This is a genomic window from Streptomyces sp. NPDC000151, from assembly GCF_040301705.1.
Lineage (GTDB): Bacteria > Actinomycetota > Actinomycetes > Streptomycetales > Streptomycetaceae > Streptomyces.
In genome coordinates this window covers 1-25,320 of record NZ_JBEPFC010000070.1, presented here as the reverse complement: position 1 = coordinate 25,320, position 25,320 = coordinate 1, and the positions used below count along the sequence as shown (strand labels likewise).

Annotated in this window: 23 protein-coding genes and 1 riboswitch; of the genes, 9 read left to right on the top strand and 14 right to left on the bottom strand. The window is 71.1% G+C overall.

Annotation, left to right across the window (positions count from 1 at the left end):
• Positions 1-48: 48 nt before the first annotated feature.
• Positions 49-942, bottom strand: coding sequence for a D-alanyl-D-alanine carboxypeptidase family protein (locus tag ABT381_RS20335; protein ID WP_351595971.1), 894 nt, complete (start codon positions 940-942; stop codon positions 49-51).
• A gap of 243 nt (positions 943-1,185) precedes the next feature.
• Here ABT381_RS20335 and ABT381_RS20330 point away from each other — a divergent pair, with 243 nt between their 5' ends.
• Entirely contained in the window at positions 1,186-1,389 is a 204-nt protein-coding gene (locus ABT381_RS20330) for a hypothetical protein (protein WP_351595968.1), read from the top strand.
• Between the two features lie 290 nt (positions 1,390-1,679).
• Positions 1,680-4,040 (top strand): ATP-binding protein, encoded by a 2,361-nt coding sequence (locus ABT381_RS20325; RefSeq protein ID WP_351595966.1) that lies wholly within the window; start codon positions 1,680-1,682, stop codon positions 4,038-4,040.
• 83 nt (positions 4,041-4,123) lie between these two features.
• On the opposite strand, the gene ABT381_RS20320 is transcribed toward ABT381_RS20325, so the two are convergent.
• Positions 4,124-4,552 carry a VOC family protein gene (locus tag ABT381_RS20320; RefSeq protein ID WP_351595963.1) on the bottom strand — a complete coding sequence of 143 codons (429 nt, stop codon included), beginning with the start codon at positions 4,550-4,552 and terminating at the stop codon, positions 4,124-4,126.
• 532 nt (positions 4,553-5,084) lie between these two features.
• On the opposite strand from ABT381_RS20320, the gene ABT381_RS20315 reads away from it, so the two are divergent.
• Together ABT381_RS20315 and ABT381_RS20310 are read left to right on the top strand one after the other, a co-directional pair.
• Complete coding sequence (locus ABT381_RS20315) at positions 5,085-5,579, top strand: hypothetical protein (protein WP_351595961.1); 495 nt, start codon at positions 5,085-5,087, stop codon at positions 5,577-5,579.
• 135 nt (positions 5,580-5,714) lie between these two features.
• Positions 5,715-6,179 (top strand): hypothetical protein, encoded by a 465-nt coding sequence (locus tag ABT381_RS20310; RefSeq protein WP_351595958.1) that lies wholly within the window; start codon positions 5,715-5,717, stop codon positions 6,177-6,179.
• Between the two features lie 1,110 nt (positions 6,180-7,289).
• Here the strand turns inward: ABT381_RS20310 and ABT381_RS20305 are convergent.
• Positions 7,290-8,672 carry a C39 family peptidase gene (locus tag ABT381_RS20305; protein WP_351595955.1) on the bottom strand — a complete coding sequence of 461 codons (1,383 nt, stop codon included), beginning with the start codon at positions 8,670-8,672 and terminating at the stop codon, positions 7,290-7,292.
• A gap of 145 nt (positions 8,673-8,817) precedes the next feature.
• On the opposite strand from ABT381_RS20305, the gene ABT381_RS20300 reads away from it, so the two are divergent.
• Entirely contained in the window at positions 8,818-9,612 is a 795-nt protein-coding gene (locus tag ABT381_RS20300; protein ID WP_351595952.1) for a uridine kinase family protein, read from the top strand.
• Between the two features lie 467 nt (positions 9,613-10,079).
• On the top strand, positions 10,080-11,963 hold the full coding sequence (locus ABT381_RS20295) for an AAA family ATPase (RefSeq protein WP_351596004.1): 1,884 nt from the start codon (positions 10,080-10,082) through the stop codon (positions 11,961-11,963).
• A 55-nt stretch (positions 11,964-12,018) separates the two neighbouring features.
• Here the strand turns inward: ABT381_RS20295 and ABT381_RS20290 are convergent, their stop codons facing one another.
• The 10 genes from ABT381_RS20290 to ribD all read right to left on the bottom strand — a co-directional run bounded on the left by ABT381_RS20290 (position 12,019) and on the right by ribD (position 20,697).
• The gene (locus tag ABT381_RS20290; RefSeq protein ID WP_351595949.1) at positions 12,019-13,140 is read right to left on the bottom strand and encodes a hemolysin family protein; all 1,122 of its coding nucleotides are present in this window, start codon (positions 13,138-13,140) and stop codon (positions 12,019-12,021) included.
• A complete protein-coding gene (locus ABT381_RS20285) occupies positions 13,137-14,516 on the bottom strand; it encodes a hemolysin family protein (RefSeq protein ID WP_351595946.1) in 1,380 nt (459 codons plus the stop codon). The genes ABT381_RS20290 and ABT381_RS20285 overlap by 4 nt, the downstream gene beginning before the upstream one ends.
• A gap of 258 nt (positions 14,517-14,774) precedes the next feature.
• The gene (locus ABT381_RS20280) at positions 14,775-15,224 is read right to left on the bottom strand and encodes a PH domain-containing protein (protein WP_351595943.1); all 450 of its coding nucleotides are present in this window, start codon (positions 15,222-15,224) and stop codon (positions 14,775-14,777) included.
• An 85-nt stretch (positions 15,225-15,309) separates the two neighbouring features.
• A complete protein-coding gene (gene hisG, locus ABT381_RS20275) occupies positions 15,310-16,158 on the bottom strand; it encodes an ATP phosphoribosyltransferase (protein WP_351595940.1) in 849 nt (282 codons plus the stop codon).
• Between the two features lie 50 nt (positions 16,159-16,208).
• A complete protein-coding gene (locus ABT381_RS20270) occupies positions 16,209-16,481 on the bottom strand; it encodes a phosphoribosyl-ATP diphosphatase (protein ID WP_030251465.1) in 273 nt (90 codons plus the stop codon).
• A 33-nt stretch (positions 16,482-16,514) separates the two neighbouring features.
• On the bottom strand, positions 16,515-17,000 hold the full coding sequence (gene ribH, locus ABT381_RS20265; protein ID WP_031059195.1) for a 6,7-dimethyl-8-ribityllumazine synthase: 486 nt from the start codon (positions 16,998-17,000) through the stop codon (positions 16,515-16,517).
• Between the two features lie 71 nt (positions 17,001-17,071).
• Complete coding sequence (locus ABT381_RS20260; protein WP_351595935.1) at positions 17,072-18,364, bottom strand: bifunctional 3,4-dihydroxy-2-butanone-4-phosphate synthase/GTP cyclohydrolase II; 1,293 nt, start codon at positions 18,362-18,364, stop codon at positions 17,072-17,074.
• A complete protein-coding gene (locus ABT381_RS20255) occupies positions 18,361-19,014 on the bottom strand; it encodes a nicotinamide mononucleotide transporter family protein (protein ID WP_351595932.1) in 654 nt (217 codons plus the stop codon). The genes ABT381_RS20260 and ABT381_RS20255 overlap by 4 nt, the downstream gene beginning before the upstream one ends.
• On the bottom strand, positions 19,011-19,619 hold the full coding sequence (locus ABT381_RS20250) for a riboflavin synthase (RefSeq protein ID WP_351595929.1): 609 nt from the start codon (positions 19,617-19,619) through the stop codon (positions 19,011-19,013). The genes ABT381_RS20255 and ABT381_RS20250 overlap by 4 nt, the downstream gene beginning before the upstream one ends.
• 1 nt (position 19,620) lies before the next feature.
• On the bottom strand, positions 19,621-20,697 hold the full coding sequence (ribD, locus tag ABT381_RS20245) for a bifunctional diaminohydroxyphosphoribosylaminopyrimidine deaminase/5-amino-6-(5-phosphoribosylamino)uracil reductase RibD (RefSeq protein ID WP_351596001.1): 1,077 nt from the start codon (positions 20,695-20,697) through the stop codon (positions 19,621-19,623).
• 181 nt (positions 20,698-20,878) lie between these two features.
• Positions 20,879-21,009: riboswitch (FMN riboswitch) on the bottom strand.
• Positions 21,010-21,209: 200 nt separating this feature from the next.
• On the opposite strand from ribD, the gene ABT381_RS20240 reads away from it, so the two are divergent.
• Positions 21,210-22,022 (top strand): SDR family oxidoreductase, encoded by an 813-nt coding sequence (locus ABT381_RS20240; RefSeq protein WP_351595926.1) that lies wholly within the window; start codon positions 21,210-21,212, stop codon positions 22,020-22,022.
• Between the two features lie 25 nt (positions 22,023-22,047).
• Here the strand turns inward: ABT381_RS20240 and ABT381_RS20235 are convergent, their stop codons facing one another.
• Positions 22,048-22,854 carry a GAF and ANTAR domain-containing protein gene (locus ABT381_RS20235; RefSeq protein WP_351595923.1) on the bottom strand — a complete coding sequence of 269 codons (807 nt, stop codon included), beginning with the start codon at positions 22,852-22,854 and terminating at the stop codon, positions 22,048-22,050.
• A gap of 309 nt (positions 22,855-23,163) precedes the next feature.
• Between ABT381_RS20235 and ABT381_RS20230 the strand changes: the two genes are divergently transcribed.
• Positions 23,164-23,889, top strand: a complete 726-nt coding sequence (locus ABT381_RS20230) for a response regulator transcription factor (RefSeq protein WP_351595920.1) — start codon at positions 23,164-23,166, stop codon at positions 23,887-23,889.
• A gap of 31 nt (positions 23,890-23,920) precedes the next feature.
• A partial coding sequence (locus ABT381_RS20225) for a sensor histidine kinase (RefSeq protein ID WP_351595917.1) occupies positions 23,921-25,320 on the top strand: 1,400 nt, incomplete at its 3' end.

Here is a 25,320-nt window from a genome sequence, read left to right as displayed (position 1 = left end):
GGGGACTCCCCGACGCCGGCCCGGCCGGTCCTGCCGCGTACCGCGCGGCTACTTCTTGAACCCGTAATCCATCAGCTTCTTCGCGTCCGCGGTGCGGTTGGCCACCGAGGAGGACGCGAGGACGGTGCCGATGACCGTCTTGCCGCTGCGGGTGGCGGCGAAGACCAGGCAGTACTTGGCCTCCGGGCCCGAACCGGTCTTGACGCCGATCGTGCCCGAGTAGCTGCCGAGCAGGTTGTTCGTGTTGGTCCACTCCATGTAGCGGTAGCCACCACTCTTGGTCGTGACCTTCTGCTTGGTGGTCTTCGTCTTCACGACCGTGCGGAACGTGGAGTACTTCATCGCGCTACTGGCGATCTTGGTCAGATCGCGCGGCGTGGAGTAGTTCGCGCCCTTGCCGATGCCGTCGAACGAATCGAAGTGCGTGTTCTTCAGCTTGAGGCTCGTCGCCGTCGAGTTCATCTTGCCGATGAAGGACTTCACGCGCGCGGCCCGCGTGGAGCCGGTGCCGAACTTGTCGGCCAGCGCGTACGCGGCGTCGCAGCCGGACGGCAGCATCAGCCCGTACAGCAGCTGACGGACCGTGACCTTGTCGCCGACGATCAGCCGGGCCGACGAGGCCCAGTTGTTGTCGACGATGTAGTCGCTGTACGCCTTCTGGATCGTGACCTTGGAATCCAGGTTGAGGTTCGGCTGCGCGAGCACCACCCGGGCGGTCATGATCTTGGTAGTGGACCCGGTGGAGAGCCGGGTGTCGGCGGCCTTGGTGAAAAGGCTCGTCCCCGTGCCGTTGTTCATCACGAAACCGCCCTTGGCGGTGATCGTGGGCGTCGTGAGCGTGGCGGCCTGCGCCGGAGCGGCGAACGCTCCGGCGGTCAGGACGGCTCCCGCGGTGACGAGGACCGCGGACACGCGACGCATGCCGTTGATGCCGTTTTTCAAGTCGAGTACTCCATACCTGCCATGCGGTCACATGAGAGTGCCGCTCACTCATGAGACGCACGAGCCGCACCAATGGATGCACGCACCGGAGGACCATCACCCTTCGCACATGCATCGGGAACCGGCCGTGGCTGATTGCGAGCGTGTGCCGTACGGGGCAGGCTGTGCCCCATGTCCTACGTGCGGCTTGAAGCCTGGATCGGGGGTGCATGGCTTGAGGTGAACTGCGTGAGCGTCACCGTCATGGACTCTGCACTGACCCTGTCCTTCGAACACCAGCGGAGCGAGTCCGGCTACCAGAGCCTCATCTGGGAGCCGCTGGAACGATTCCTGAAGGAGTACCGCGACGAACCCCTCGTCGTCGTACCGCGGGGCCACGACCTGCCGGTGATGTACGGCCCCGGCGCGGCCGGCCCCTTCCGCCTGGCAAAAATCGACGAACACTGAGCCGCATCCACCGGCCCTCCGCCGTCCCTCTGGGCCGCGTCCGAGAACAACGAGGTCCAAAAACGCCTCGGCCTGCGCAAGCCGCAAGGGCGAGGTCCAAGGGTGCGTCGGGCAGCTTCGGTCCAGGCCGGTCCTGAAGGCGTCAACGTGTAGCAACAAACGATCTGTACGGATACCAGAGACGGTCATGTTGCGCGGTGCCCGAGGCTCGCCGTGTGCTCGCTCGCTAGCGTGGGGGGCACTTCTTCCCTGGCCGAGTTGGGGCTGCGATGGCGACGCATCATGAGCGGGTGGGGGTCGACCTCCCGGCGGAGGTGACGAGCTTTGTGGGGCGGGCCGAGGAGCTCGCGGCGGCGCAGCGGTTGCTCGGCCGGGCCCGGCTGGTCTCGCTCGTCGGGCCGGGCGGCGTGGGCAAGACCCGGATCGCGCTGCGTACCGCCACCCAGCTCGCCGCACGGTTCGCCGACGGAGTGTGCCTGGTGGAGCTCTCCGCGCTGCGCGACGCGGCACTGCTGCCGAACACCGTCATCGGTGCCCTGAGCCTGCCCGAGCAGTCCGGCCGCCCTCCGCTCGATTACCTCATCGAGTATCTGAAGGGCAAGGAAATCCTTCTCGTTCTGGACACCTGCGAGCACGTCGTGGACACCTGCGGCATGCTCTCCGACGCCCTGCTCCGTACGGCCCCCGATCTGCGGATCATGGCCACCAGCCGGCAGGCGCTGAGCGTGCCGGGCGAGAACGTCCTGGAGGTTCCCCCGCTCGGCGTCCCTGACGAGGACGGCACCGCGGAAGAGACCGACGCGGTGCGGCTGTTCGCCCAGCGGGCGGCGGCGGTGCGCAGCGGATTCACGGTCGACGACCGCAATCGTGCCGCGGTCGGCGCGCTGTGCCGGCGACTCGACGGCATCCCGCTGGCTATCGAGCTGGCGACCGTACGGCTGCGTGCACTGTCCCTCGATCAGCTCGTCAGCCGGCTCGACAGCAGGTTCCGGCTGCTCACCGGTGGCAACAGGACGGCGATGCCCCGGCATCAGACCCTGCGTACGGCCATCGGCTGGAGTCATGAGCTGTGCTCCCCCGAGGAGCGGCTGCTGTGGGCGCGGCTGTCGGTCTTCGCCGGATACTTCGACCTGGCCGCGGTGGAGGAGGTGTGCGCGGACGCCGAGCTGCCCGCCGACGAGATCCTCGAAGCGCTGATCGGGCTCGTGGACAAGTCGATCGTGCTCAGGCGCGACGACGAGAGCGGGACCTGCTACCGGCTGCTCGACACCATCCGGGAATTCGGTGAGGAGTGGCTCACCGAGCTCGGCGAGGCACGGGCGTTGCGGGCCCGCCACCGCGACCACTATCTGGCCATGGCCGAGGAGTTCAAACGGGAGTTCTGCACGTCGCAGCAAGTACCCGGATACCTGCGGCTGCGGCGGTGCTCCGCCGATCTGCGGGCGGCGCTGGAATTCTGCTTCACCGAGGCAGCCGGTGGGGCCGGAGCGGATGGCGGGGAGGTCCAGGACACGGTCGAGGCTGCCCGTATGGGACTCGGGTTCGCCAACTCGCTCTGGTGCTACTGGGTCTGCTCCTCCCGGTACAGCGAGGGGCGGTACTGGATGGACAAGGGTCTCAGTCTGGTCGCCGGCCCTGTTCCCGAACGGGCCATCGCCCTGCGGTTCTCCGGCTGGTTCGCGATCATGCAGGGTGAACACGACTCCGCTCTGCCGCTCCTCAACGAGTCCAAGGCCATCGCCGAGGAGCTGGCGGACGAATCCCTGATCACGTACGCGCTGCAGTATCTGGGCGGGACGTACATGTTCAAGGGCGAGGGCGCGCTCGCGCTGCGGTACTACGGGGAGGCCCGGCGCCGCCTCATCGAACAGGAGGACCGCGTCGGCGTGGTGATCGTCCACTACCAGGAGGCGTTGATGCACGCCATGCTGGGCGATACCGAGACCTCGATCGAGCTCTGTGATGTGACCCTGCGCCTGCTGGCGGGCACGGAGGAGCGCTGGAACCAGGCATGGGCGCTGTGGGTGAAGGGGGTCGCCCTGTTGCTCGGCGGTGACCACGGCACATGCGAGGACGTCATGCGCGCTGCCCTGACGATGAAGTACGACGTCCGCGACATGACGGGCTTCGCCCACTCCCTCGAAGTGCTCGCTTGGCTCAGTGCCGAGCAGGGGCACCCCGAGCAGACCGCGTGGATGCTGGGGGCGACGAAAGTGCTCTACGAGAAGATCGGAGCCCCGCTCTTCGGCATCGCCATACTTCAGAGCCACCACGACGCGGCCGTACGGAAGGCCAGGGCGGACCTCGGCGATGCCGCCTACGACACGGCGTTCCGCCAAGGCACGGTCATGGCACTCGACGAGGTGATGGCCCGGATCCAGCCCGATGCCGTGGGCGGAGAGGCGGCGGCATCCGAGGATCCAGCGGGTCCGCTGGAGTCGCTGACCCGCCGGGAGCGCGAAGTGGCCGAACTGGTCGCCTCCGGACTCTCGAACCGTGAGATCGCGACCCGGCTGGTGATCTCCAAGCGGACCGTGGACGCTCATCTGGAGCACATCCTGAGCAAACTGGGATTCTCGTCCCGCTCCCGGATCGCCGCCCTGCTGGGCGAAATGCCGCTGGCCCAGCTGGACGCCCGTCGAAACGCCTAGGGAGTGTCACCTCCCGCAGCGCGCACTGCTGGGGCCGGCACGAACGTGGACGGCGTCCCGCCGGATATGACGTTCGCGGCCCCTCAGTCGATACAGAACTCGTTGCCCTCGATGTCCTGCATCGGGATGCACGCGTCATTGCCGTCATACAGCGTTTGCACGTGTACCGCCCCGAGCGGGACCAGTCGTGCGCACTCGGCCTCAAGTGCGGCGAGGCGCTCTTCACCCACGAGTCCGGTGCCGACCCGTACGTCAAGATGCAGCCGGTTCTTGGCGGCCTTCCCTTCGGGAACGCGCTGAAAGTACAGTCGCGGGCCCACGCCTGAGGGGTCGATGCAGGCAAACCATGCGTCCTGCTGCTCAGGTGGCTGCGAGCGCTTGAAATCGTCCCACGTGGCAAACCCCTCCGGTGGCGGCGGCACGACATACCCCAACACCTCACACCAGAAACGAGCGAGGTGCTCAGGCTCTGCGCAGTCGAAGGTGACCTGGAACTTCTTGATCGACGCCATCGGGCCACCGTATTGGCGCGCGCCGCTCAGCGGAACGGGCAGAGTGTCATCGTTCGACCTCCATTGGCGCGGGCCCACCCCCGCCACCTCGGAGCACTACCAGGTCTACTCGTGCTCGTACTTCCGTCTGCAGGACGACCAGGGCCACCCCCTGGGCGTCTGCGAGGCGGCCGTCGACATCACGGAACGCTACGAGGCACAGACTCGCCTGGCACTGCTCAGCCGGGCCAGCGGCATCGGCACCACGCTCGACATCAGTCAAACGGTGCGGGAACTCGCAGAGCTCGTGGTTCCGCGCCGCCGCTGCGGCTCAGGAACCGCAGTGTTCAGCGCCCTGGCAGCGTCTCCGTTCACCTCATGCCCGCGACGCGGGCAGCGGTCACGGGGCTTAAGATTGCGCCTCATGCGAGGAACACGGTGGATCACAGCGGTAGTGGTAGCGGGCGCGCTCACCTGCGGATGCGGGGCGTCACAGGGGGACTCTGACAAAGCGGCATCGCCGAAGGCGTCGGAGACTCCGCTTCCTGTCGCTGTGCCTTCGCCCTCGGGCGAGTCGATCGACACCAGCGACCCGAAGGTCAAGCCCTCTCCGGGCGCCAACGCCTCCTTCGTGGACAACCTCGTCTTCGAGCTGCGGAAGAAGACCGTCGGGTTGGCCTACGCCATGGGGAAGACCAGCGGCGAGTGTGATCAGAAGGACGCCAAACCGAAGGCCGGCACCAAACTCGACTGCACGGTGACGTATGAGGGCGTCAAGGTGCCCTGGTCGGTGAAGATCAAGGGTGAGGGGATCACTCCCAACCTCGTCTCGTACGAGGCCGAGCCGAAGAAGGGGATCGTCACCCGCGAAGGGGCGATCCAGTTCTTCTGGGGCAACGAGGTCTACGGCAAGAAGCCCAAGGTGCACTGCACGGACATTCCCAAGGCCGCCGTCGTGCCGCTGGGCAAGACGAAGTATCAGTGCGAGATGGCCGGCGGGCTCCGACAGAACTTGAGCGCAACGACGGACGGTCCGCGGTTCTACTGACTCCCTTGCGGTCGGCCGCACACCGGCCGACCGCGCACCGGCCGACCGCAGACTGCGGGACGACGTCCCGTCGGTACCGCGCGCAACGTTCGTTGTCTCAGGCCCCGGACCGCCAACAGCCCAACGGAGTACCTCATGTCGGACAGCCGCACCGACGTCGCGGCAGCCCGCCGACGGAACCGCGGCGTCTACCGCAAGCGTCTCACCGGGCCGGAGGCCAACAAGCCTGCCGGGACGGTGCCGTCCGCTCTCGTCGTCACCGTCATGATCGCCCCGGTCGTTGTCGTCCTCGGCATGGTCTGCATCGTCCGCCCGCGCACCGCGGCCGGCCTCGGCGCCGACGCCGTCTTGGCGCTGGGCATCCTCCTCCTGCTGTCGCCCTGCTTCCTGGTGCCGCGCCTGCGTGAACGCCGCGCCCTGCGTGCCGCGGCCCGCACCGCAGCAGCCGCCCTCCCCGCCGGATCCGCCCCCTACGCAGTTACCTTCGGCCTGACCGAGGACGTAGCCCACGACACGGACACGGAACCGACCACCTGGGACCGCGGTCCCGCCCGCTCCGGCGCCACAGCGCTCACTGGACCTGCATCTGCAGTCGGGTGACGCCATCGAACTCCGCACACCCCAGCACAGGCGCTTGGCGGCCGATCTGACCTCGGCGGGCGTGAGGGTGCTGCGGGCATAGCGCCGGCATCATTCGGCGTCGAGATGCTCAACTGTGCCCCATGCCGCAGGTCGGGAACGGGCCTGCCAGGTGGTGCGCCTTGGGCGCGTCCTTCCTGACCCTTGTGGCGATGGTCCTCCTGCCGCCGCTCCTGGTGCAGGCGGGAGTCGTCGGTGACTTCTGGTGCGTCCTGGCTCTCTTCGCGCACATAACCGCTGCCATGGTCCACCTGTTGGCCACCGCCCCGCGGCAGCCCGAATTGCGGGACAGACTGCTGACCGCCCGCACCATGTTCGGCCGCCGCACCGTGGACCTGGACCGGCTGACCAGGGTCGGGCACCTGATGACTCCCGCCCAGCCCGCCTCCGCCTCGATCGACTGGCTGCTGCTCACCGATGAGCACGGCGTCCGGCTCGCCGTCCAGCCGGGTCCGCGTGTCCCGCGGGGCCAGGAAGCGCCTGCGGCCGGGGAAATTCCTCCTCGGCTCCTGCCTGTGGATGGTGGCCAAGGTTCTCTTCTGGGCAGTGCTTCTGTTCGCCGTCGTCGCCGGGGTAGGCATTGCACTGCTCGGATTCAGCGTTTCGCCGACGGGGGGAATGTGACGGCCATTCATCAGAGTAGTGAATCCAGGGCACCGCTCGCAGTTCGCGTGGGCCATGCCAGGTTCGTACCCCCGCAAAGGCGAGGCGGGCACCGGTAGTTCCGTATGGCATCGACAACTCCGGTCGCTTCCAGTTGCTGCCGCGAGGGCGGCCGGCGGAGTGGTGTCTCGACGCGGCTCAGCGGGATGCCGCGGAGGCCGGAGGACTGACGTTCCGGTCCCGGAGGACCTGTGCGCCTTGTTTCACGACTTCCTGTGCCCAATCAAGCTGCCGCGCGATCTGCGGCACAAGTGGGCGACCGTGACCCTGACGAAGGGAGTGCCCAGCTACGAGGTGCCCCGTTGGCTGGGGCACCGGTGCGTCAAGGTCACAGTCGGCCGCCTTAGTCACCTGCCAGGTGGTGCAGACGGCTTTGGGCCTACCCGCCGCTGAAGCCGAGCGCACCGGCTACGGGCAGATCCCCAGCTCGCGCAGCGCGCGGTGCTGGGTGGGGGTCGGCTTGGCCGGGAAGTACAGGTAGCACACGCCGCCCGTGCCCGACTTCACGGCGCCGTTTGCGTCCTTGCGCTTCGTGCGGAGCCAGATGTTCTCCCACTGGCGGCGCTTGTAGATGTGGCGGACGGCGATGTCGTTGGGGGAGGCCGGGTCGTTGGCGATGATGTCGCCTGTCTGGGTGAAGCCGATGACCGTCATCAGATGGCCCGACGTGCCGTAGCCCGCGCCGTCCAGTTCCGAGGCGATGAAGGACTGGGAGGTGATGACGGGGATGCCGACGTGGATGAGCTTTTCGACGTCGGTGAGGGAGTTCAGGCGGGTCACGACGCCCTGGAGGTTGTCGTACGTCGCGGCGTAGGCGGCGTTGAAGGGCCAGTTGCCGCAGCCTTCGTACTGGTAGTCGAAGGTGTAGCGGGCAGCGTGGCAGACCTGGGGGTCGGCGTAAGAGGGGTCGACCCAGGCCAGGTCCTCGGGGGTGGGGCGGCGGCCCCAGGACTCGATGATCATCTGGGAGGAGGTGGGGCTGCACCACGCCTCTCCCCCGTTGTCGTACTCGGGGTACTGGCCCTTGTGGATCTCCTGGGAGTAGCGCGGCACGGCCAGTTCACGGCCTGCCGCAATGCCGGGCTTGGAGGCCGGGACCGTGTAGCGGTCGGGGATGTCGGAGCCCATGGCGCCCACGCGCCACACCGTGGGGGTGAGCTCCGTACCGGGCTTGCGGTACAGGGTGAGGCGGAGCTCGTACGAGATGAGGCGGAGGCCGGACGCCGGGGTGTCGAGGGAGAGCGTGTCGGTGTAGACCGTGCTCTTGTTGTCGGTCTGGCCGTCCACGGACGTACGGCGGATGTCCTGGTCGCCCGCCGCCCAGCGGCCCATGACGTACCACGGCGTACGGGACTTGTCCGAGTACATGCCGCGCAGCTCGATCGCGATCCAGGTGCCGGCCGGGGTGTGCGCGTTCCAGGACGCGATGATCTCCGTGGCGGGGACCTCGAGCTTGTGGGCAGGCGACGTCCAAGTCGCGTACTCCCAGGTGGAGGTCTTGTTCAGGTGCGGGTCGCGGTAATCGATGGTGCCGATCGGGACCGCGATCTGCACGCCGGGGCGTGCACCGGGCTCGATGCGGGTGCCGTGCCCCGATCCCGCGAGCCAGTCGGCCACGCGGGTCCAGCCGTGGTAGTCCACGAGCGAGGCGGCGTCGGGATGGGCGTCGGAGTCGTCCGGGCCGGGCGTCCCGGAGCGGCTCGCGGCGTGCGCGGGCAGGGGGGTCGCGGCGCCGGCGGCGACGGCGAGGGCGGCGGCCAGCACGGTACGGCGTGGCGCGTATCTGGTCATGGGCTTCATGTCCCCCAGTCGGGTGCGGGATGAGCGTCACGGCAGTCGTGGCTCAACTATCACCGCACGGGATGCCATTCGGCCAGCGGTTCGACGCGCGTCGCGCGCCGAATATTGGTGTGGACCACTGTCGTACGCTGGCGTGATGGAAGGCGCCATGGATCAGGACCTGGCCGCGCTCGCCGCGCGTCTGCGCGGGCTGCCGCCGTCGTGCGGGCCGGTGCGGCTGGTCGCGGTGGACGGGCACGCGGGGTCGGGCAAGAGCACGTTCGCGGGGCGGCTGGCGGCGGCGGTGGGCGGCGGGACGACTGCGGCGGGCGCTGGGACAACCGCGGCGGACGGTGGGACGACCACGGCGGGCGGCGAGCCAGCGGCAGCGGCGGGCGGCGAGCCGGCGACGGGCGGCGAGCCGGCGGCAGCGGCGGGCGGTGAGCCGGCGACGGGCGGTGAGCCGGCGACGGTGGCGGCTGCGGCCGAAGAAACGGTGACGGCCGGCCCCGCCCCCGTACTCCACCTGGACGATCTCGCGACGCACGACGAGCTCTTCGCGTGGACCGGGCGGCTGCGGGAACAGGTGATCGGGCCGCTCTCCGAAGGGAGGAGCGCGCGGTACGGCGTGTACGACTGGGTGCGCCGGAGCTTCACGCGGGAGTGCACGCTGGCGCCGGCTCCGGTCGTGCTTCTGGAAGGCGTCGGCGCGGGCCGCAGCGCGCTCCGCCCGTATCTGGCGTGCCTGCTGTGGATGGAGCTGCCGGGCGAAACCGCCTGGGCGCGCGGGCGGCGGAGGGACGGGCCGGGACTCGCCACCTTCTGGGATGGCTGGATTCCGGCGGAGCGCGCGCACTTCGCGGCGGATCCGTCCCGGCCGTACGCGGACCTTCTGGTGACACAGGGACAGATGGGGTACGAGTGGCGCAAGGGACCGGTGGACGCGCGTTGACTCCCCCATTCCTTCACGCTCGGTGACGCACGGGGGCCGGTGCGCCGAGGACGGCCGACGGGCTCCCGCCGAGTGCCTCAACTCCGCTTGACCTGGGGGCCGTACAGGACTTACGTTCTCAATGTGCGGTTCTGACGGACCGCCCGCAGTCGCGAAGCCCCCGGTTGTTCCCCCGTGATCGGGGGCTTCGTTCTGCCCTCAGCTCCCGATTTCCGCGCTTCGCGCCGCATCCCCCTCACCCTCGGTCACCGGCCCCTTCGCGCCGCCGAGTCCCCGCTTCCCCCCTGCGCCCCTCTTCGGCCCGCCTCGGGAGCGCAGGTACGATGCCAGTTCGTGCCACCCGAGGACACGAGCCGACGGGCGCGCGACGGCGTGCAGATCCCGTCCACAGCACGCTGCTTCGATCACGCCGCTGCCGGGTAGTCACCCGACGGGCACAGCGCGGGGGATCTTTTGTGGGGGACAGGATGGATTGTGGCGCGCAGGGCACGGCGGCCCCGGCCGAACTCGCCTGGCTGCGCGCGGTCGACGCGTACACCATGGGCGCGTACGCGCAGGCCGAGGAGGAGTTCCGGGCCGCGGTGCGGACCGACCCCTCGATGGCGGACGCCTGGCTCGGACTGCACGCGCTGCGCGCCGACACCACCACGGCGCTGCTGCGGATGTACCGGCACCGCGACCGCTTCGGCGAGCAGCGCGCCCGCCACCGCCGCACCCTGAACTCCTGGTACTGGCTGGGCTGGTGGGTGCAGCCGGTGCTGGAGTCCGGCCGCGACCTGCTGCTCGCGCACGCCTCGCACTGGCTGGACGGCCGGCACGTCGCCGAGCTCGACCAGGCGCTGGCCGGCTGCCCGCCGGTCGACACCGACCCGCAGGTGCGTTTCCTGCACGCCTGCCGCGCGTATCTGGTCAAGGACTGGGAGCAGCTCGTGCGGCACACCGAGCCGCTGATCGACGACCCGCTGCTGGGCATCGAGTCGGGGCTGTTCGGGGGCATGGCGCGGGTGCGGCTGGAGATGTACGGCCAGGCCGAGCCGCTGCTGTCGGCCGCGCTGATGCGGTGCCGCAGCGAGCAGCCGCAGCGCAAGGAGCTGCGGTACTGGCTGGCGCGGGCGCACGAGGGCACGGGGCGCAGCGCCGCGGCCCTCCCCCTGTATCGCGCCGTGCACCGGGTGGATCCGGCCTTCATGGACACCGCGGCCCGGCTCGCGGCCATCGCCGAGTGCGACGGCCTGGAGGAGGGCGCCGACCTGGCCACGGTGCCGGCCGGGCTCGGCCAGGAGAACGGCGGCGATCTGGACCCGCTGGCGCCGCTGGACCCGGTGGACGGCCGGGAGTTGCTGGCCACGGTCGACCCGGAGGGCCCGGAGAGTGACCTGCTCGGCTCGCAGGCCACCGGCGCGGCGGGACCCGCGCGCGCCAAGCGCGTGCCGGAGCAGCGCAGCGCCGATCAGCTGCCGGCCGGACCCGCCGACCCCGTCCTGCTGGCGCAGGCGCTCCAGGAGCTGGAGCGGATGGTGGGCCTGGAGCCGGTGAAGCGGCAGGTCCGGGCGCTGTCGGCGCAGCTGCGGATGGCACGGCTGCGGGCCGGGCAGGGGCTGCCGGTCCAGCCGCCGAAACGGCACTTCGTCTTCTCGGGCCCGTCGGGGACGGGCAAGACCACCGTGGCGCGGATACTCGGCCGGGTCTTCTACGCGCTGGGGCTGCTGGGCGGCGACCATCTCGTGGAGGCCCAACGGGCCGATCTGGTGGGCGAGTTCCTCGGCCAGACGGCGGTGAAGGCGAACGAACTGATCGACTCGGCGCTGGGCGGCGTGCTCTTCGTCGACGAGGCGTACTCCCTCTCCAACTCCGGCTACACCAAGGGCGACGCGTATGGCGACGAGGCGCTGCAGGTGCTGCTCAAGCGCGCGGAGGACAACCGCGACCGGCTGGTGGTGATCCTCGCCGGGTATCCGGAGGGCATGGACCGGCTGCTGGCCGCCAATCCCGGCCTCTCCTCGCGCTTCACCACCCGCGTGGACTTCCCCAGTTACCGCCCGCTGGAGCTGACGGCCATCGGTGAGGTGCTGGCCGCGGACAACGGCGACCGCTGGGACGAGGAGTCGATCGACGAGCTGCGCAGCATCAGCGGGCACGTCGTGGACCAGGGCTGGATCGACGAGCTGGGCAACGGCCGCTTCCTGCGCACGCTGTACGAGAAGAGCTGCGCCTACCGCGACCTGCGGCTGTCGACGTGGTCGGGCACGCCGGGGCGTGAGGACCTGTCGACGCTGCGGCTGCCGGACCTGATGCAGGCGTACGGCGAGGTGCTGTCGGGACGGGGGCCGGCGCCGGACCTGGGACCGTGACCGGGGCGGGCCCGGCTGGTCATGCCGGGCCCGCCCCGCTCTCGTACACGGGCTCTCAGCCCGCCATCGCCCGGTCCCCCGGCTGCGCGTTTCCGGACTGCAGGTCGCCGGCGCCGCGTGGTTCGGCGATGTGCGCCGGGCCGGTCTCACCGCGGTGTGCGGGGTCGCGTACCTCGCCGACCAGCTTCTCCAGTACGTCCTCCAGGGCGACCAGGCCGAGCACCCGGCCCGCGCCGTCGGAGACCGCCGCGAGGTGCGAGGCCGCCCGGCGCATCGCCGTGAGCGCGTCGTCCAGCGGGAGTTCGGCGCGCAGCGTGGTCATCGGGTGCCAGATGTGCTGCGGCACCGCACGGTCCCGCTCCTCCAGGTCCAGTACGTCCTTGACGTGCAGATAGCCCATGTACGCACCGCCCGGCGCGGACACCGGGAAGCGCGAGAAGCCCGTCTTCACGGTCAGCTCCTCGACCTGCCGGGGCGTCACGGACGGGTCGACAGTGACCAGGGCCGCCCGGTCGATCAGTACGTCGGTGACCGGGCGGCGGCCCAGCTCCAGGGCGTCGGAGAGGCGTTCCTGCTCCCCCGGGTCCAGCAGCCCGGCCTGGCCCGCGTCCGCCACGAGGTGGGTGAGCTGCTCGGTGGTGAACACCGCCTCGACCTCGTCCTTGGGCTCCACCCGGAAAAGCCGCAAAATGCCGCGGGCGCAGGCTCCCAGCAGCGCGGTGACCGGGCGGCACATCCGGGCGAAGACGACCAGGCCCGGGCTGAACCACAGGGCGGTCTTCTCCGGCGCGGCCATCGCGAGGTTCTTCGGCACCATCTCGCCGATGACCAGGTGCAGGAAGACCACGAGGGCCAGGGCGATGGCGTAACCCAGCGGGTGGATCAGCGCTTCGGGGAGATGCACCGCGTGGAAGAGCGGCTCCAGCAGCCGGGCCACGGTCGGCTCGGCGACCGCGCCCAGCGTCAGCGAGCAGACGGTGATGCCGAACTGCGCGGCGGCCATCATCTGCGGGAGGTTCTCCAGCCCGTACAGCACCCGCTTCGCCCGCTTGGAGCCCTCGGAGGCCAGCGGTTCGATCTGGCTGCGGCGTACGGAGACCAGCGCGAACTCCGCGCCGACGAAGAAGCCGTTGACGAGCACCAGCAGGGCGGCGACGAACAGTTGCAGCACGCTCATCGGACACCTGCCCGCTCGCCGGCCGGCACGGCCACGGCGGCGCCCTGCGCCGTGCCGGTCTCGGCCTGCGCCGCACCGGTCCGGATCAGGCGCACCCGGTCGGCGCGGTGGTGCGCGACCAGCCGCACCCGCAGCCGCCAGCCGTCCAGTTCGGCGGTGTCCCCGGAGGCGGGGATCCGGCCGAGTACGTGGGCGACCAGTCCGGCCACGGTCTCGTACGGGCCGTCCGGCGCGCTCAGGCCGATCCGGCGGAGCGTGTCGACGCGGCAGCCGCCGTCGGCGTCCCAGGCGGGGTGGCCGTCCTCGGCGGGCGCGAGCACCAGCTCCGGCAGGTCCGCGTGGTCGTGCTCGTCGCGGACCTCGCCGACCAGTTCCTCGATGATGTCCTCCAGGGTCACCACGCCGGCCGTGCCGCCGTACTCGTCGACGACCACGGCTATCGGCTGCTCGCTGCGCAGCCGCTCCAGCAGCGGCTGGACGGGCAGCGACTCCGGGACCAGCAGCGGGGCGACCGCTATCCGGCCGACGGGGGTGCGCAGCCGGTCCTGCGCCGGGACGGCGAGCGCGTCCTTGAGGTGGACCATGCCCACGACCTCGTCGATCCGGGTGTGGTAGACGGGGAAGCGGGAGAGGCCCGTGGCGCGGGTGAGGTTCAGTACGTCCTCGGCGGTCGCGGAGGACTGCAGCGCGGAGACCCGTACGCGCGGAGTCATCACGTTCTCCGCGGTCAGCTCGCCGAGCGCGAGGGTGCGCACGAACAGGTCGGCGGTGTCCTGCTCGATGGCGCCGGCCCGCGCGGAGTGCCGGGCCAGCGAGACCAGTTCGCCGGGGGTGCGGGCGGACGCCAGCTCGTCGGTGGGCTCGACGCCGAGGGACCGCACGAGGCGGTTGGCCACGGTGTTGAGCAGCGAGATCACCGGGCGGAAGAAGCGCGAGAAGGCGTGCTGCGGGCCCGCGACGAAGCGCGCGACGGTGAGCGGCTTGGAGACCGCCCAGTTCTTGGGGACCAGCTCGCCGATCACCATCTGGACGGCGGAGGCCAGCAGCATGCCGATGACGACGGCGATGCCGGGCACCGCGCCGGCGGGCAGCCCGGTGGCCGCCAGCGGCCCGCCGAGCAGGTCGGCGAGGGCGGGCTCGGCGAGCATGCCGACGACCAGCGAGGTGATGGTGATGCCCAGCTGGGTGCCGGAGAGCTGGAAGGAGAGCTCGCGCAGCGCGGTGACGACCGTACGGGCACGGCGGTCACCGGCGTCGGCGGCCCGTTCGGCGGCCGCCTTCTCCACGGTGACGAGGCCGAACTCCGCGGCCACGAAGAAGCCGTTCGCCAGGATCAGCACAAAGGCCGCGGCGAGCAGCAGCAGAGGGACTGTCATGCCGCCGCCTCCCACGTGCACGGGAGCGCCGCGGTCTGCGGGCGGCGTCCGGGAGGGGCGGCGCAGGTACTACAGGACGATCCGTCCATTGCTGGAAGGAGTCACTCCTCGGGTCGCAGGGTCCCCACGAAGGGGGCGGGGCACGGCACGGCCCCGGGCTACAGAGTAATCAGGCCGGGCGCGGCGAGGGGAGAGCCGACGGACGTGCGGTACGCCGCACGGCGCGGCCCTTGCCGGATCGGGGCGGCGGGCCTTCGGTCAGCGGTCGCGGCCGTCGGTGCCGTGCGCCTCGGCGAGGGCCCGCAGCGTACGGGCGTCCTGGACGGCCTGCTCCTTGGCGATGCCGGGCTGGATGCCCATCGCGGGCAGGCTGGTGCCGTCGGCGAGGTCGAGGTGGACCCAGGCGTCGCCGACGCGGAGGTTCACCCGCAGGACTTCGGCCCAGACCAGCTCGCGCTTGGTCGTGAGGTTGACGACGGTGACGCCGCGCTCCGTGGCGACGACCTTGGGCCGCGCGAGCAGCAGCAGTACGGCCAGTACGAGCAGCCCGGTGAACACGAAGCTGATCCGCTCGCCGCCGCTGAGGGCCGGCAGCAGGAACGCGACGACCGTGAGGGCCACCAGCTGGGCGATGCCGACGACGTACAGGACGGCACGGGTGCGGGCGGGCCGGAAGGTCACCGGGAGGTCGGGCAGAGGCGCGGACACGTCGTCGTCTTCCGTGGCGGGGGCGGCGGTACGTACACGGGCCGTACGCAGGCCGCGGAGCGGATACGTACGGCCCGGCGGGCGGTCAGAGGCGGCAGGCGTGGATGCCGGTCGTCAGGATCGCGCGGGCACCGAGGGCGTACAGCTCGTCCATGACGCGCTGGGCGTCCTTGGAGGGGACCATCGAGCGGACCGCGACCCAGCCTTCGTGGTGCAGCGGGGAGACGGTCGGCGACTCCAGGCCCGGGGTGAGGGCCACGGCCTTCTCGACCTGGTCGACGCGGATGTCGTAGTCCATCATCACGTACCGGCGGGCCACCAGGACGCCCTGCATGCGCCGCAGGAACTGCTGCACCTTCGGGTCGTCGGCGGGGGCGCCCTCGCGGCGGATGACGACGGCCTCGGACTTCAGGATCGGCTCGCCGATGATCTCCAGGCCGGCGTTGCGCAGCGTCGTACCGGTCTCGACCACATCCGCGATGATCTCGGCGACGCCGAGCTGGATGGCGGTCTCCACCGCGCCGTCGAGGTGCACGACGGAGGCGTCCACGCCGTTGTCGGCGAGGTGCTGCTTGACCAGCCCGGAGAAGGAGGTCGCGACGGTCATGCCGCCGAACTCCTTGACGTCCTTGGCCGTGCCCGGGCGGGTGGCGTAGCGGAACGTCGAGCCGGCGAAGCCGAGCTGCATGATCTCCTCGGCGTCCGAGCCGGAGTCCAGCAGCAGGTCACGCCCTGTGATGCCGATGTCGAGCTTGCCGGAGCCGACGTAGACCGCGATGTCGCGGGGGCGCAGGAAGAAGAACTCGACCTCGTTCTCGGCGTCGACCAGGACCAGCTCCCTGCGGTCCTTGCGCTGGCGGTAGCCGGCCTCATGGAGCATCGCCGACGCAGGCTCGGACAGTGAACCCTTGTTGGGGACGGCGATGCGCAGCATGAGGGGGCTTCCTTTGTACGAGGGAGAGGGTGAGCGGTGGGTGATGCGGATCAGAGGTGGGCGTAGACGTCGTCAAGGCTGATGCCCTTGGCGACCATCATCACCTGAAGGTGGTAGAGGAGCTGCGAGATCTCCTCGGCGGCGGCGTCGTGGGATTCGTACTCCGCGGCCATCCACACCTCGGCGGCCTCTTCGACGACCTTCTTGCCGATCGCATGGACGCCGGACTGGACCAGCTCGGCGGTGCGGGAGGTAGCGGGGTCGCCGGTGGCGGCCTTCTGCTGGAGCTCGGCGAAGAGCTCCTCGAACGTCTTCTTGGACATGATGTCCCTACCCTAGCGGTCGGCCGCCCTTGGTCAGCGCCAGGGTTCGGATACGGAACGGAGCGTGGCAGCGGTGGCGACGGCGGCGGTGACCGCCTCGTGGCCCTTGTCCTCATTGGAGCCCTCAAGGCCCGCGCGGTCCAGCGCCTGCTGCTCGTCGTCGCAGGTCAGCACGCCGAAGCCGATGGGCACGCCGGTGTCGATGGAGACCTGGGTCAGGCCCTGGGTGACGCCCTGGCAGACGTACTCGAAGTGCGGGGTGCCGCCGCGGATGACCACGCCGAGCGCGACCACCGCGTCGTATCCGCGGCCCGCGAGCACCTTGGCGACGACCGGGAGCTCGAAGCTGCCCGGGACGCGCAGCAGGGTCGGCTCGTCGATGCCCAGCTCGGTCAGCGCGCGCAGCGCGCCGTTCACCAGGCCGTCCATGACCTGGGTGTGCCACTGGGCAGCGATGACGGCCACCCGGAGGTCGCCACAGTTCTTCACGGACAGTTCGGGTGCGCCCTTGCCGCTCACGTTGCTCCTCGTGCTGATGGTGCGTAGTAGGTGATGTACGTAGTGATGTACGTAGTGATCTATCGGGTGTCTTACTGGGTGCCGCAGGCCGAGGCGCGGTCCGCCGGGTCCAGCCACGGCAGGTCGTGCCCCATGCGGTCCCGCTTGGTGCGCAGGTACCGCAGGTTGTGCTCGCCGGCCTGGACCGGCATCGGCTCCCGGCCCGAGACGTGCAGGCCGTGTCCGGCCAGTGCCGCGGTCTTCTCCGGGTTGTTGGTCATCAGGCGCAGCGAGCTCACGCCGAGGTCGTCGAGGATCTGCGCGCCGGCCGCGTAGTCCCGGGCGTCGGCGGGCAGGCCCAGCTCCAGGTTGGCGTCCAGGGTGTCCCGGCCGCGCTCCTGGAGCTCGTAGGCGCGCAGCTTGGACAGCAGTCCGATGCCGCGTCCCTCATGGCCGCGCAGGTAGATCACCACGCCGCGGCCCTCCTCGCTGATCCGGCGCAGCGACTCCTGGAGCTGCGGGCCGCAGTCGCAGCGCAGCGAGTGGAAGATGTCGCCGGTCAGGCACTCGGAGTGGACCCGGACGAGGACGTCCTCGCCGTCGCCGAGCTCCCCGGCGACCAGCGCGATGTGCTCGACGCCGTCCACGGTGGAGCGGTAGCCATGCGCGGTGAAGTCGCCGAAGGCGGTGGGCAGGGTGGTCGTGGCCTCGCGGCGCACGGTGGGCTCCGCGCTGCGGCGGTAGGCGATCAGGTCCTCGATGGAGATGATCGCGAGGCCGTGCTTGCGGGCGAACGGGATCAGCTCGGGCAGCCGCAGCATGGTGCCGTCCTCGCCCGCGATCTCCACGATCGCGGCGGCGGGGCGCAGTCCGGCGAGCCGGGCGAGGTCCACGCCGGCCTCGGTGTGGCCGTTGCGTACGAGCACGCCGCCGGGCTTGGCCCGCAGCGGGAAGATGTGGCCGGGCCGGACGAAGTCGCCGGGGGCGGACTCGCCGGAGGCCAGCAGGCGCAGCGTGGTGGCGCGGTCGGCGGCGGAGATGCCGGTGGACACGCCGTGCTCGGCGGTGGCGTCCACGGAGACGGTGAAGGCCGTCTGCATGGACTCGGTGTTGTGCTGGACCATCTGCGGGAGCTCCAGCCGGTCCAGCTCCGGGCCCTCCATGGGCGCGCAGATCAGGCCGCGGCACTCGCTCATCATGAAGGCGACGATCTCGGGGGTGGCCTTCTCGGCGGCGAGGACGAGGTCGCCCTCGTTCTCGCGGCTCTCGTCGTCGACGACCACGACGGGGCGTCCTGCGGCAATGTCCGCGATGGCCCGCTCGACGGGGTCGAGCGTGAGGTCGATCGCGTCGGGACCTTCGTACCAGTTCTGCTGTGCGGTCATGCCGCCGCTCCTTCCAGGACGGGCTGCGTACTCGTACGGGAGCGCAGCCACCAGTCGCGCAGGCCCCACAGGACGAGACCGAAGTAGACGACGTAGACCAGGCCGGAGAAGGCCAGGCCGCTGCTGAAGGCCAGCGGGACGCCGACCACGTCGACCAGCAGCCAGGCGAACCAGAACTCCACCAGGCCGCGGGCCTGGGCCACCATCGCGGCGAGCGTGCCGACGAAGATGTAGGCGTCCGGCCAGGGGTTCCAGGACAGCTGGGGAACCTGCGCGAAGAGGAAGCCGACGGCGAGGGTGCCGACGGCGGTGCCCGCGATCAGGGTGGAGCGCTCGCGCCAGGAGGCGAAGCGGACGGCGATCGTGCCGTCCTGGGCCTGCTGCCGGCCGCGCTGCCACTGCCGCCAGCCCCACAGGGCGACGCCGATGACCAGCAGCTGCTTGCCGACGCCGCCGGCGAGCTGCGCGGAGGCGTACGCGGCGACGAGGATGACGCCGGAGAGGAACTGCGCGGGCCAGGTCCATATGGAGCGCCGCCAGCCGAGGGCCAGGGCTATCAGGCCGACGGTGTTGCCGATCATGTCGGTCCAGATGACGTGCTGGCCGAAGGCGGTGAACGCCTCGCCGTTCAGCCAGGTCAGTACGGTCATCGCGCGGCCCCCGCAGCGTCGTGGCCGAGCAGCCGCTCGACGTACTTGGCGAGGACGTCGACCTCCAGGTTCACCGGGTCGCCGACCTGCTTGATGCCGAGCGTGGTGAGGTCCAGGGTGGTCGGGATGAGGCTGATGGTGAAGTGGTCGGCACCGGCCTCGACGACGGTGAGGCTGACGCCGTCGACGGTGATAGAGCCCTTCTCGACGACGTAGCGGGCCAGGCCGTCCGGCAGGGCGATCTTCACGATCTCCCAGTGCTCGCCGGGGGTGCGCTCGGCGATGGTGCCCGTGCCGTCGACGTGGCCCTGGACGAGGTGGCCGCCGAGCCGTCCGCCGAGCGCCATCGGGCGCTCCAGGTTCACCCGGGAGCCCTTCTCCAGCGCGCCGAGGCTGGACCGCTTGAGCGTCTCGGCCATCACGTCGGCGGTGAACTCACCGTCCGCCGTCTCCACGACGGTCAGACACACGCCGTTGACCGCGATGGAGTCGCCGTGCTTCGCGCCGTCGGTGACGAGCGGGCCGCGCAGTCGGAAGCGGGAGGCGTCCGTCAGCGTCTCGACGGCGACGACCTCACCCAGTTCTTCGACGATTCCGGTGAACACTTCAGTTCTCCTCGTGGAGGGCGGGGGTGGCGGTGATGCGCAGATCGGGGCCGAGCCGTTCGGTGTCGGTCACATCGAGGCGCAACGCCCGGGCGATGGTGGAGATTCCGGCGTCGCCCAGCGCGGCCGGGCCGGCGCCGAGCAGTGTGGGGGCGAGATAGCCGACGACCTTGTCGACGACGCGGGCCGCGACGAAGGACCCGGCGAGGGTCGGGCCGCCTTCCAGCAGTACGGAGCAGACGCCGCGGTCGTACAGCGCGCCGAGCAGGGCCGGTACGTCCAGGCCCGGGCCGTCCGCGGCGCGCGGCAGCCGGACGACGGTCGCGAGCTCTTCGAGGTGGGTCGCGTCGGCGTCCTCGGCGACCGCGATCAGGGTCGGCGCCGTGCCGTCCAGTACTCGGGCGCCGGGCTTCACGGCCGTGGCGGAGGAGTCGACGACGACCCGCAGCGGCTGGGTGACCTCGGTGTCCGGCAGCCGCGCGCCGAGCTGCGGGTCGTCCGCGCGTGCGGTGCCGGAGCCGACGATCACGGCGTCGGCCACGGCGCGCAGCCGGTGCACGTCGGCGCGGGACTGCGGCGAGGTGATCCACCGGCTGGTGCCGTCGGCGGCCGCGATCCGGCCGTCCAGCGTGGCCGCGTACTTCCACAGCACGAAGGGTCGGCGGCGCAGTACGGAGGTCAGCCAGGCTTCGTTCCCGGCGGCGGCCTCGTCGGCCAGCAGCCCGCCCTCGACGTCGACGCCGGCCGCGCGGAGCGTCACGGCGCCGCCGGTCGCGGCCGGATTGGGGTCGGAAACGGCGTAGACGACGCGGGCGACGCCGGCGTCGATGAGGGCCTGGGCGCAGGGACCGGTACGGCCGGTGTGGTTGCAGGGCTCCAGGGTGACCAGCGCGGTGCCGCCGCGGGCCCGCTCACCGGCCGCTTCGAGTGCGTGGACCTCGGCGTGGGGGCCACCGGCCCGTTGGTGCCAGCCCTCACCGACCAGCTGCCCGGACGCGTCGAGGACGACGCAGCCGACGGCGGGATTGGGGCTGGTGTGCCCGAGGCCGCGGGCGGCGAGCTCGATGGCCCGGCGCATCGCCGTGGTCTCAGCGGGGGCTGTCGCGGCCACCGGGTCCTCCTGCCTCTTCAGGCACGGACTCCGGGGCTGTCGCGAGCGACAGAAGCGGTACGGAACAACACGATCACCGGGCCGGACAGAGGATCCCGTCCGTCATGGACGGGACCGCCGACGGCGGTGCACCGATGCTGCTCGCCCGCCGCGCACTGCCTCCCATCCGGACTTTAACCGTCGGTGCAGGAATTTCACCTGCTCAACCGGCCGCTGGCTGCGGACGGGTCGCGGACTGTAACCGCCGGTTCGGACTTTCACCGACCCCGGAGTGCGCTGCGTATGTCAGTACCCCTCCAGTCTGCCACGTCTGATCGTCGGCCATGCGGGCGCACACCTGTGGGCTGACTCACACTGGGTGGCGGGATGTGTACGCACCTGCCCCGGGAGTTCTCCGCGCGTTCCCGGGGAGTTCTTACGGTGACGGACCGCGCCCCGGCGCGGTCGAATGACAGGACAGTCTCCGGGAGGAGCGGGCGATGACGACGTTTCTGGTGACCGGCGGCACGGGGACCCTCGGGCGGGTGGTGGTGGACCGGCTGCTGGCCGACGGGCACACCGTGCGGGTGCTCAGCCGACGGCCGCACACCCGCGCGGAACACCCGCGGCTGCACTCGTACGCCGTCGATCTGCGCAACGGCGTCGGGCTCGCCGCCGCGGTGTCCGGCGTGGAGGTGATCGTGCACTGCGCTTCGACGCCGTCCGGCGGCGACCTGGATGCGGCGGGCCAATTGGTGGACGCGGCGCGGACGGCGGGCGTAGGCCACCTCGTCTATATCTCCATCGTCGGCGTGGACCGGGTGCCCCTGCGCTACTACCGCACCAAGCACGAGGTCGAGCGGCTGCTGGCGGAGTCGGACGTGCCGTGGACCGTGCTGCGTACGACGCAGTTCCACGACCTGGTGCTGCGGATGGTGAAGGCCGGCGCGCGGTCGCCGGTGCTGCCGGCCCCGGCGGGCGTACGGGTCCAGCCCGTCGACGTCCGCGAGGTGGGCGCGCGGCTGGTGGAGCTGGCGTACGGCAAGCCGTCCGGGCACGTCCCGGACATGGGCGGCCCGGAGATCTTCACCGCCCGCGAACTGATCGACCGCACCCTGCACGCGGGCGAGCGCCGCCGCCTCGCGCTGCCGGTGCGCCTCCCCGGCGCGACGTACCGGGCCTTGCGGGCGGGCGGCAACCTCGCCCCGGACCACGCGACCGGCAAGCTCCGCTACACCGACTTCCTGGCCGAACGCGGCGGCCGGGTCCCGGGCGTCCGGGTGGTCCGGAGCGGCGACACGACGGCGGGCTGAGGACCGGGACCGCCCGCCCGCTCCGTCACCGCCCCCGTCCGATCGGTGCGGACGGGGGCGGCCAGGGGCCGGCGGGGTCGTCGACGAGGGCGCGGGCGAGGTCGTACAGGCGCATCCGGTGCGCGCGGGCGTAGCCGCGCAGCACCTCGAAGGCGGCGTTCGGGGAGAGGCCGAGCCGGACGGCGAGGATGCCCTTGGCCTGTTCGATCGGGACGCGGGTGGAGAGGGCCTGTTGGAGTTGGCCGACCCGGACGAGGCAGTCGGTGAGCGTCCGTTGCATCAGGAGTCCGGTGGTGGCGGCCCGGGCCAGGGTCTGGGCGCGCTCCTGGTGGTGCGCGTCCAGCGACCCGGTGGCGCGGCGGTAGAGGTTGATGACCCCGACGGCGTGGTCGTCGTGACACAGGGGTTCGGCCCACATGGCCCGGTAACCGGCGGCCGTCGCCCGCAGGGCGAGTCCGGGCCAACGGGACCGGCCGGCGGTGAAGTCCGCGACGCGGTGCGGGCGGCAGGTGCGCAAGGCTTCGATGCACGGCCCCTGCGCGGTCTCGATCTCGTACACCTCCACGCGGCGCAGCGCTTCGTCGGAGCTGGCGGCCATTTCGACGGCTCCGCCGTTGGGGCCGGAGGGCGCCCCGGCCTTCATGGCCGCGGCCGCGGGTCCGACGAGTATGACGCCGACGGAGTCGACGGGCAGCAGGTCGAGGCAGTGCTGGATCAGGCGCCGGGTGAGCGGCGCCGACGTGGTGTCGGTGTGACACTGGATCAGGTTCAGCAGGGCCCAGGTGAGAGCGCGGTCCTGCCCGCCGCATGAGGGACCGGTGGCATGGGGCATCGGAGGTTCCCGGGAGTAAGCGGTGTCCTGGGCGTGGCGGTGGTGGCCGGACAGGCCGCCCGGGCGTCGACGGAACGGCTGCCCGCCCGAATCGACGCCCTTCGTCCTGCCCTCGTTGTTCTCGGCGTGAGATGCTGCGATGGACAGCACTTCGAGGGCCGGTGGTCCAGTAATAGCGCGGCTGGTTGGCCGACTCCTCCACGCCGGATCAACGTCGTCTCAACACTGTCGACTCTCGCGGAGTCACCGTTGCCGTTATCCTCCGGACCGCATTCGGACTACTGCGCAGCCGGCGCCGCGGCGGACCGCGTGCCGTCCGCACACCGGCCGGTGGTCGCGCTCATCGAGGACGAGCCCGACCTCATGGCCATGTCGCAGGCGTACCTGGAGCGCGAGGGCTTCGCCGTGGTGAGCGCGCGCGACGCCCGCTCGGGGCAGGCGGTGCTGGACGGCGAACCGGTCGACCTGGTCATCCTGGACCTGGGGCTGCCGGACGGCAACGGCCTGGACCTGCTGCGCGGGGTACGCGAAGCGGACGGACCACCGGTGATCATCGTGACCGGGCGCGGCGAGGAGACCGACCGGGTGCTCGGGCTGGAGCTGGGCGCCGACGACTATGTGGTCAAGCCGTTCTCCCAACGCGAACTGGCAGCGCGCATCCGGGCCGTGCTGCGCCGGGCGGCACCCCGGCAGGACCGGCGGAGCGCCGGACGGCCGCCGGTCCTCCGGCTGGGCGAGCTGATCGTGGACACCGGCGCACGGCAGGTGCGCACCGTGGGCGGACCGATCGCCTTCACGCCGCGCGAGTACGCGTTGCTGGAGTTCCTCGCGGCGGCGCCGGGCCAGACCTTCTCGCCCGGTCAGCTGATGGGCCGGGTGTGGGACGGCGGCGACTGGCAGGCCCCGGCCACCGTCACCGAACACGTCTACCGCGTACGGCGCAAGCTCCTGGCCGCCGGTGTCGGTGCGCCGCGCATCACGACGGTGCGCGGCTTCGGCTACCGGCTGGACGTAACGGCCGATCCGTACGCGTGACACCCCCGTACTCAGCAGGAGGTGAAGTGCCATGACTGCGGGCCCGCAGCAGGACGGCACCACCCACCGCACCACGTCCGCACCGGACTACCACGCACTTTTCGACGCGACACCCTCGCCCTACCTCGTCCTGGACCCCGAACTGCGCATCGTCGAGGTCAACCGGGCGTATCTGGCGGCCACCCTCACCGAGCGCCGGGCCATCCTCGGCCGCCCGATCTTCGAGGTGTTCCCCGACAACCCGGCCGACCCGACCGCGGACGGCGTCCGGAATCTGGCCCACTCCCTGCGCACCGTGCTCGCCACGGGACGGGCCGACACCATGGCCATGCAGCGCTACGACATTCCGGACGGGACGGACGGCGCCTTCGTGGAACGGTACTGGTGTCCGGTCAACACCCCTGTATTGGACGACACCGGCGCGATCACCCACATCATCCACCGGGTCGAGGACATCACCGAGTTCATACGCCTGCGCAGCGCGGGGCAACGCCAGCAGCGGGCCGCCGCCGAGCAACAGCAGCGCGCCGAACGCATGGAGAGCGAACTGTTCGCCCGCAGCCGCGAGGTCCAGGCGGCCAACCAGCGGCTGACGCAGGCCAACGAGGCGCTGACGGCGGCCGGGGCGGCGCTGCGCGCGCAGCAGGAGGCCAAGGACCGCTTCATCGCCACCCTCTCGCACGAACTGCGCAATCCGCTGGCCGCGTTGCAGGCCGCCGGTGAACTGCTCGCCCTGGACATTCCGGCCGCGCACCCGGCACTGGCCGTCCTGCAGCGGCAGATCACGCACATGGTGCGGATGACCGACGACCTGCTGGACGCGACCAGAGCGCTGACCGGCCGGCTGCAAGTGGCCCGTGAGCGGCTCGATCTGCGCTCCGTGGTCACCGCCGCCGCCGAGGACATGCTCCCCGAGTACGACCGGACGCGGCGCAGGCTCCTGGTCGTCATGCCGTCCGGCCCTGTGCCCGTCGAGGGGGACCGCGTGCGGCTCGCGCAGATCACCGCCAACCTGCTCAGCAACGGCCGCAAGTACACCCGGCCGAACGGCACGGTGGAACTCGCCCTGGAGACGGTGGCCGGCCCCGGCGGCACCGAACACGCCCTCCTGACCGTGCGCGACGACGGCGTCGGATTCGACCCGGCCACCGCCGACACCCTCTTCGACGCCTTCGTCCGGGCCGCCCCGGCCGCCGACACGACGACCGGCGGGCTCGGACTCGGCCTGCCGATCGTCCGCGGCATCGCCGAGATGCACGGCGGCACCGTGGAAGCCCACAGCGACGGCCCCGACAGCGGCGCGTGCTTCCTCATCCGCCTTCCGCTGACCTCCGCCGCGGCACCGCTCCCCCGCCGGTCCGGGCGGCCGGCCGCGGCCGCCCGGCGCCCGCCGCTGCGCGTCCTGGTGATCGAGGACAACGCCGACCTGGC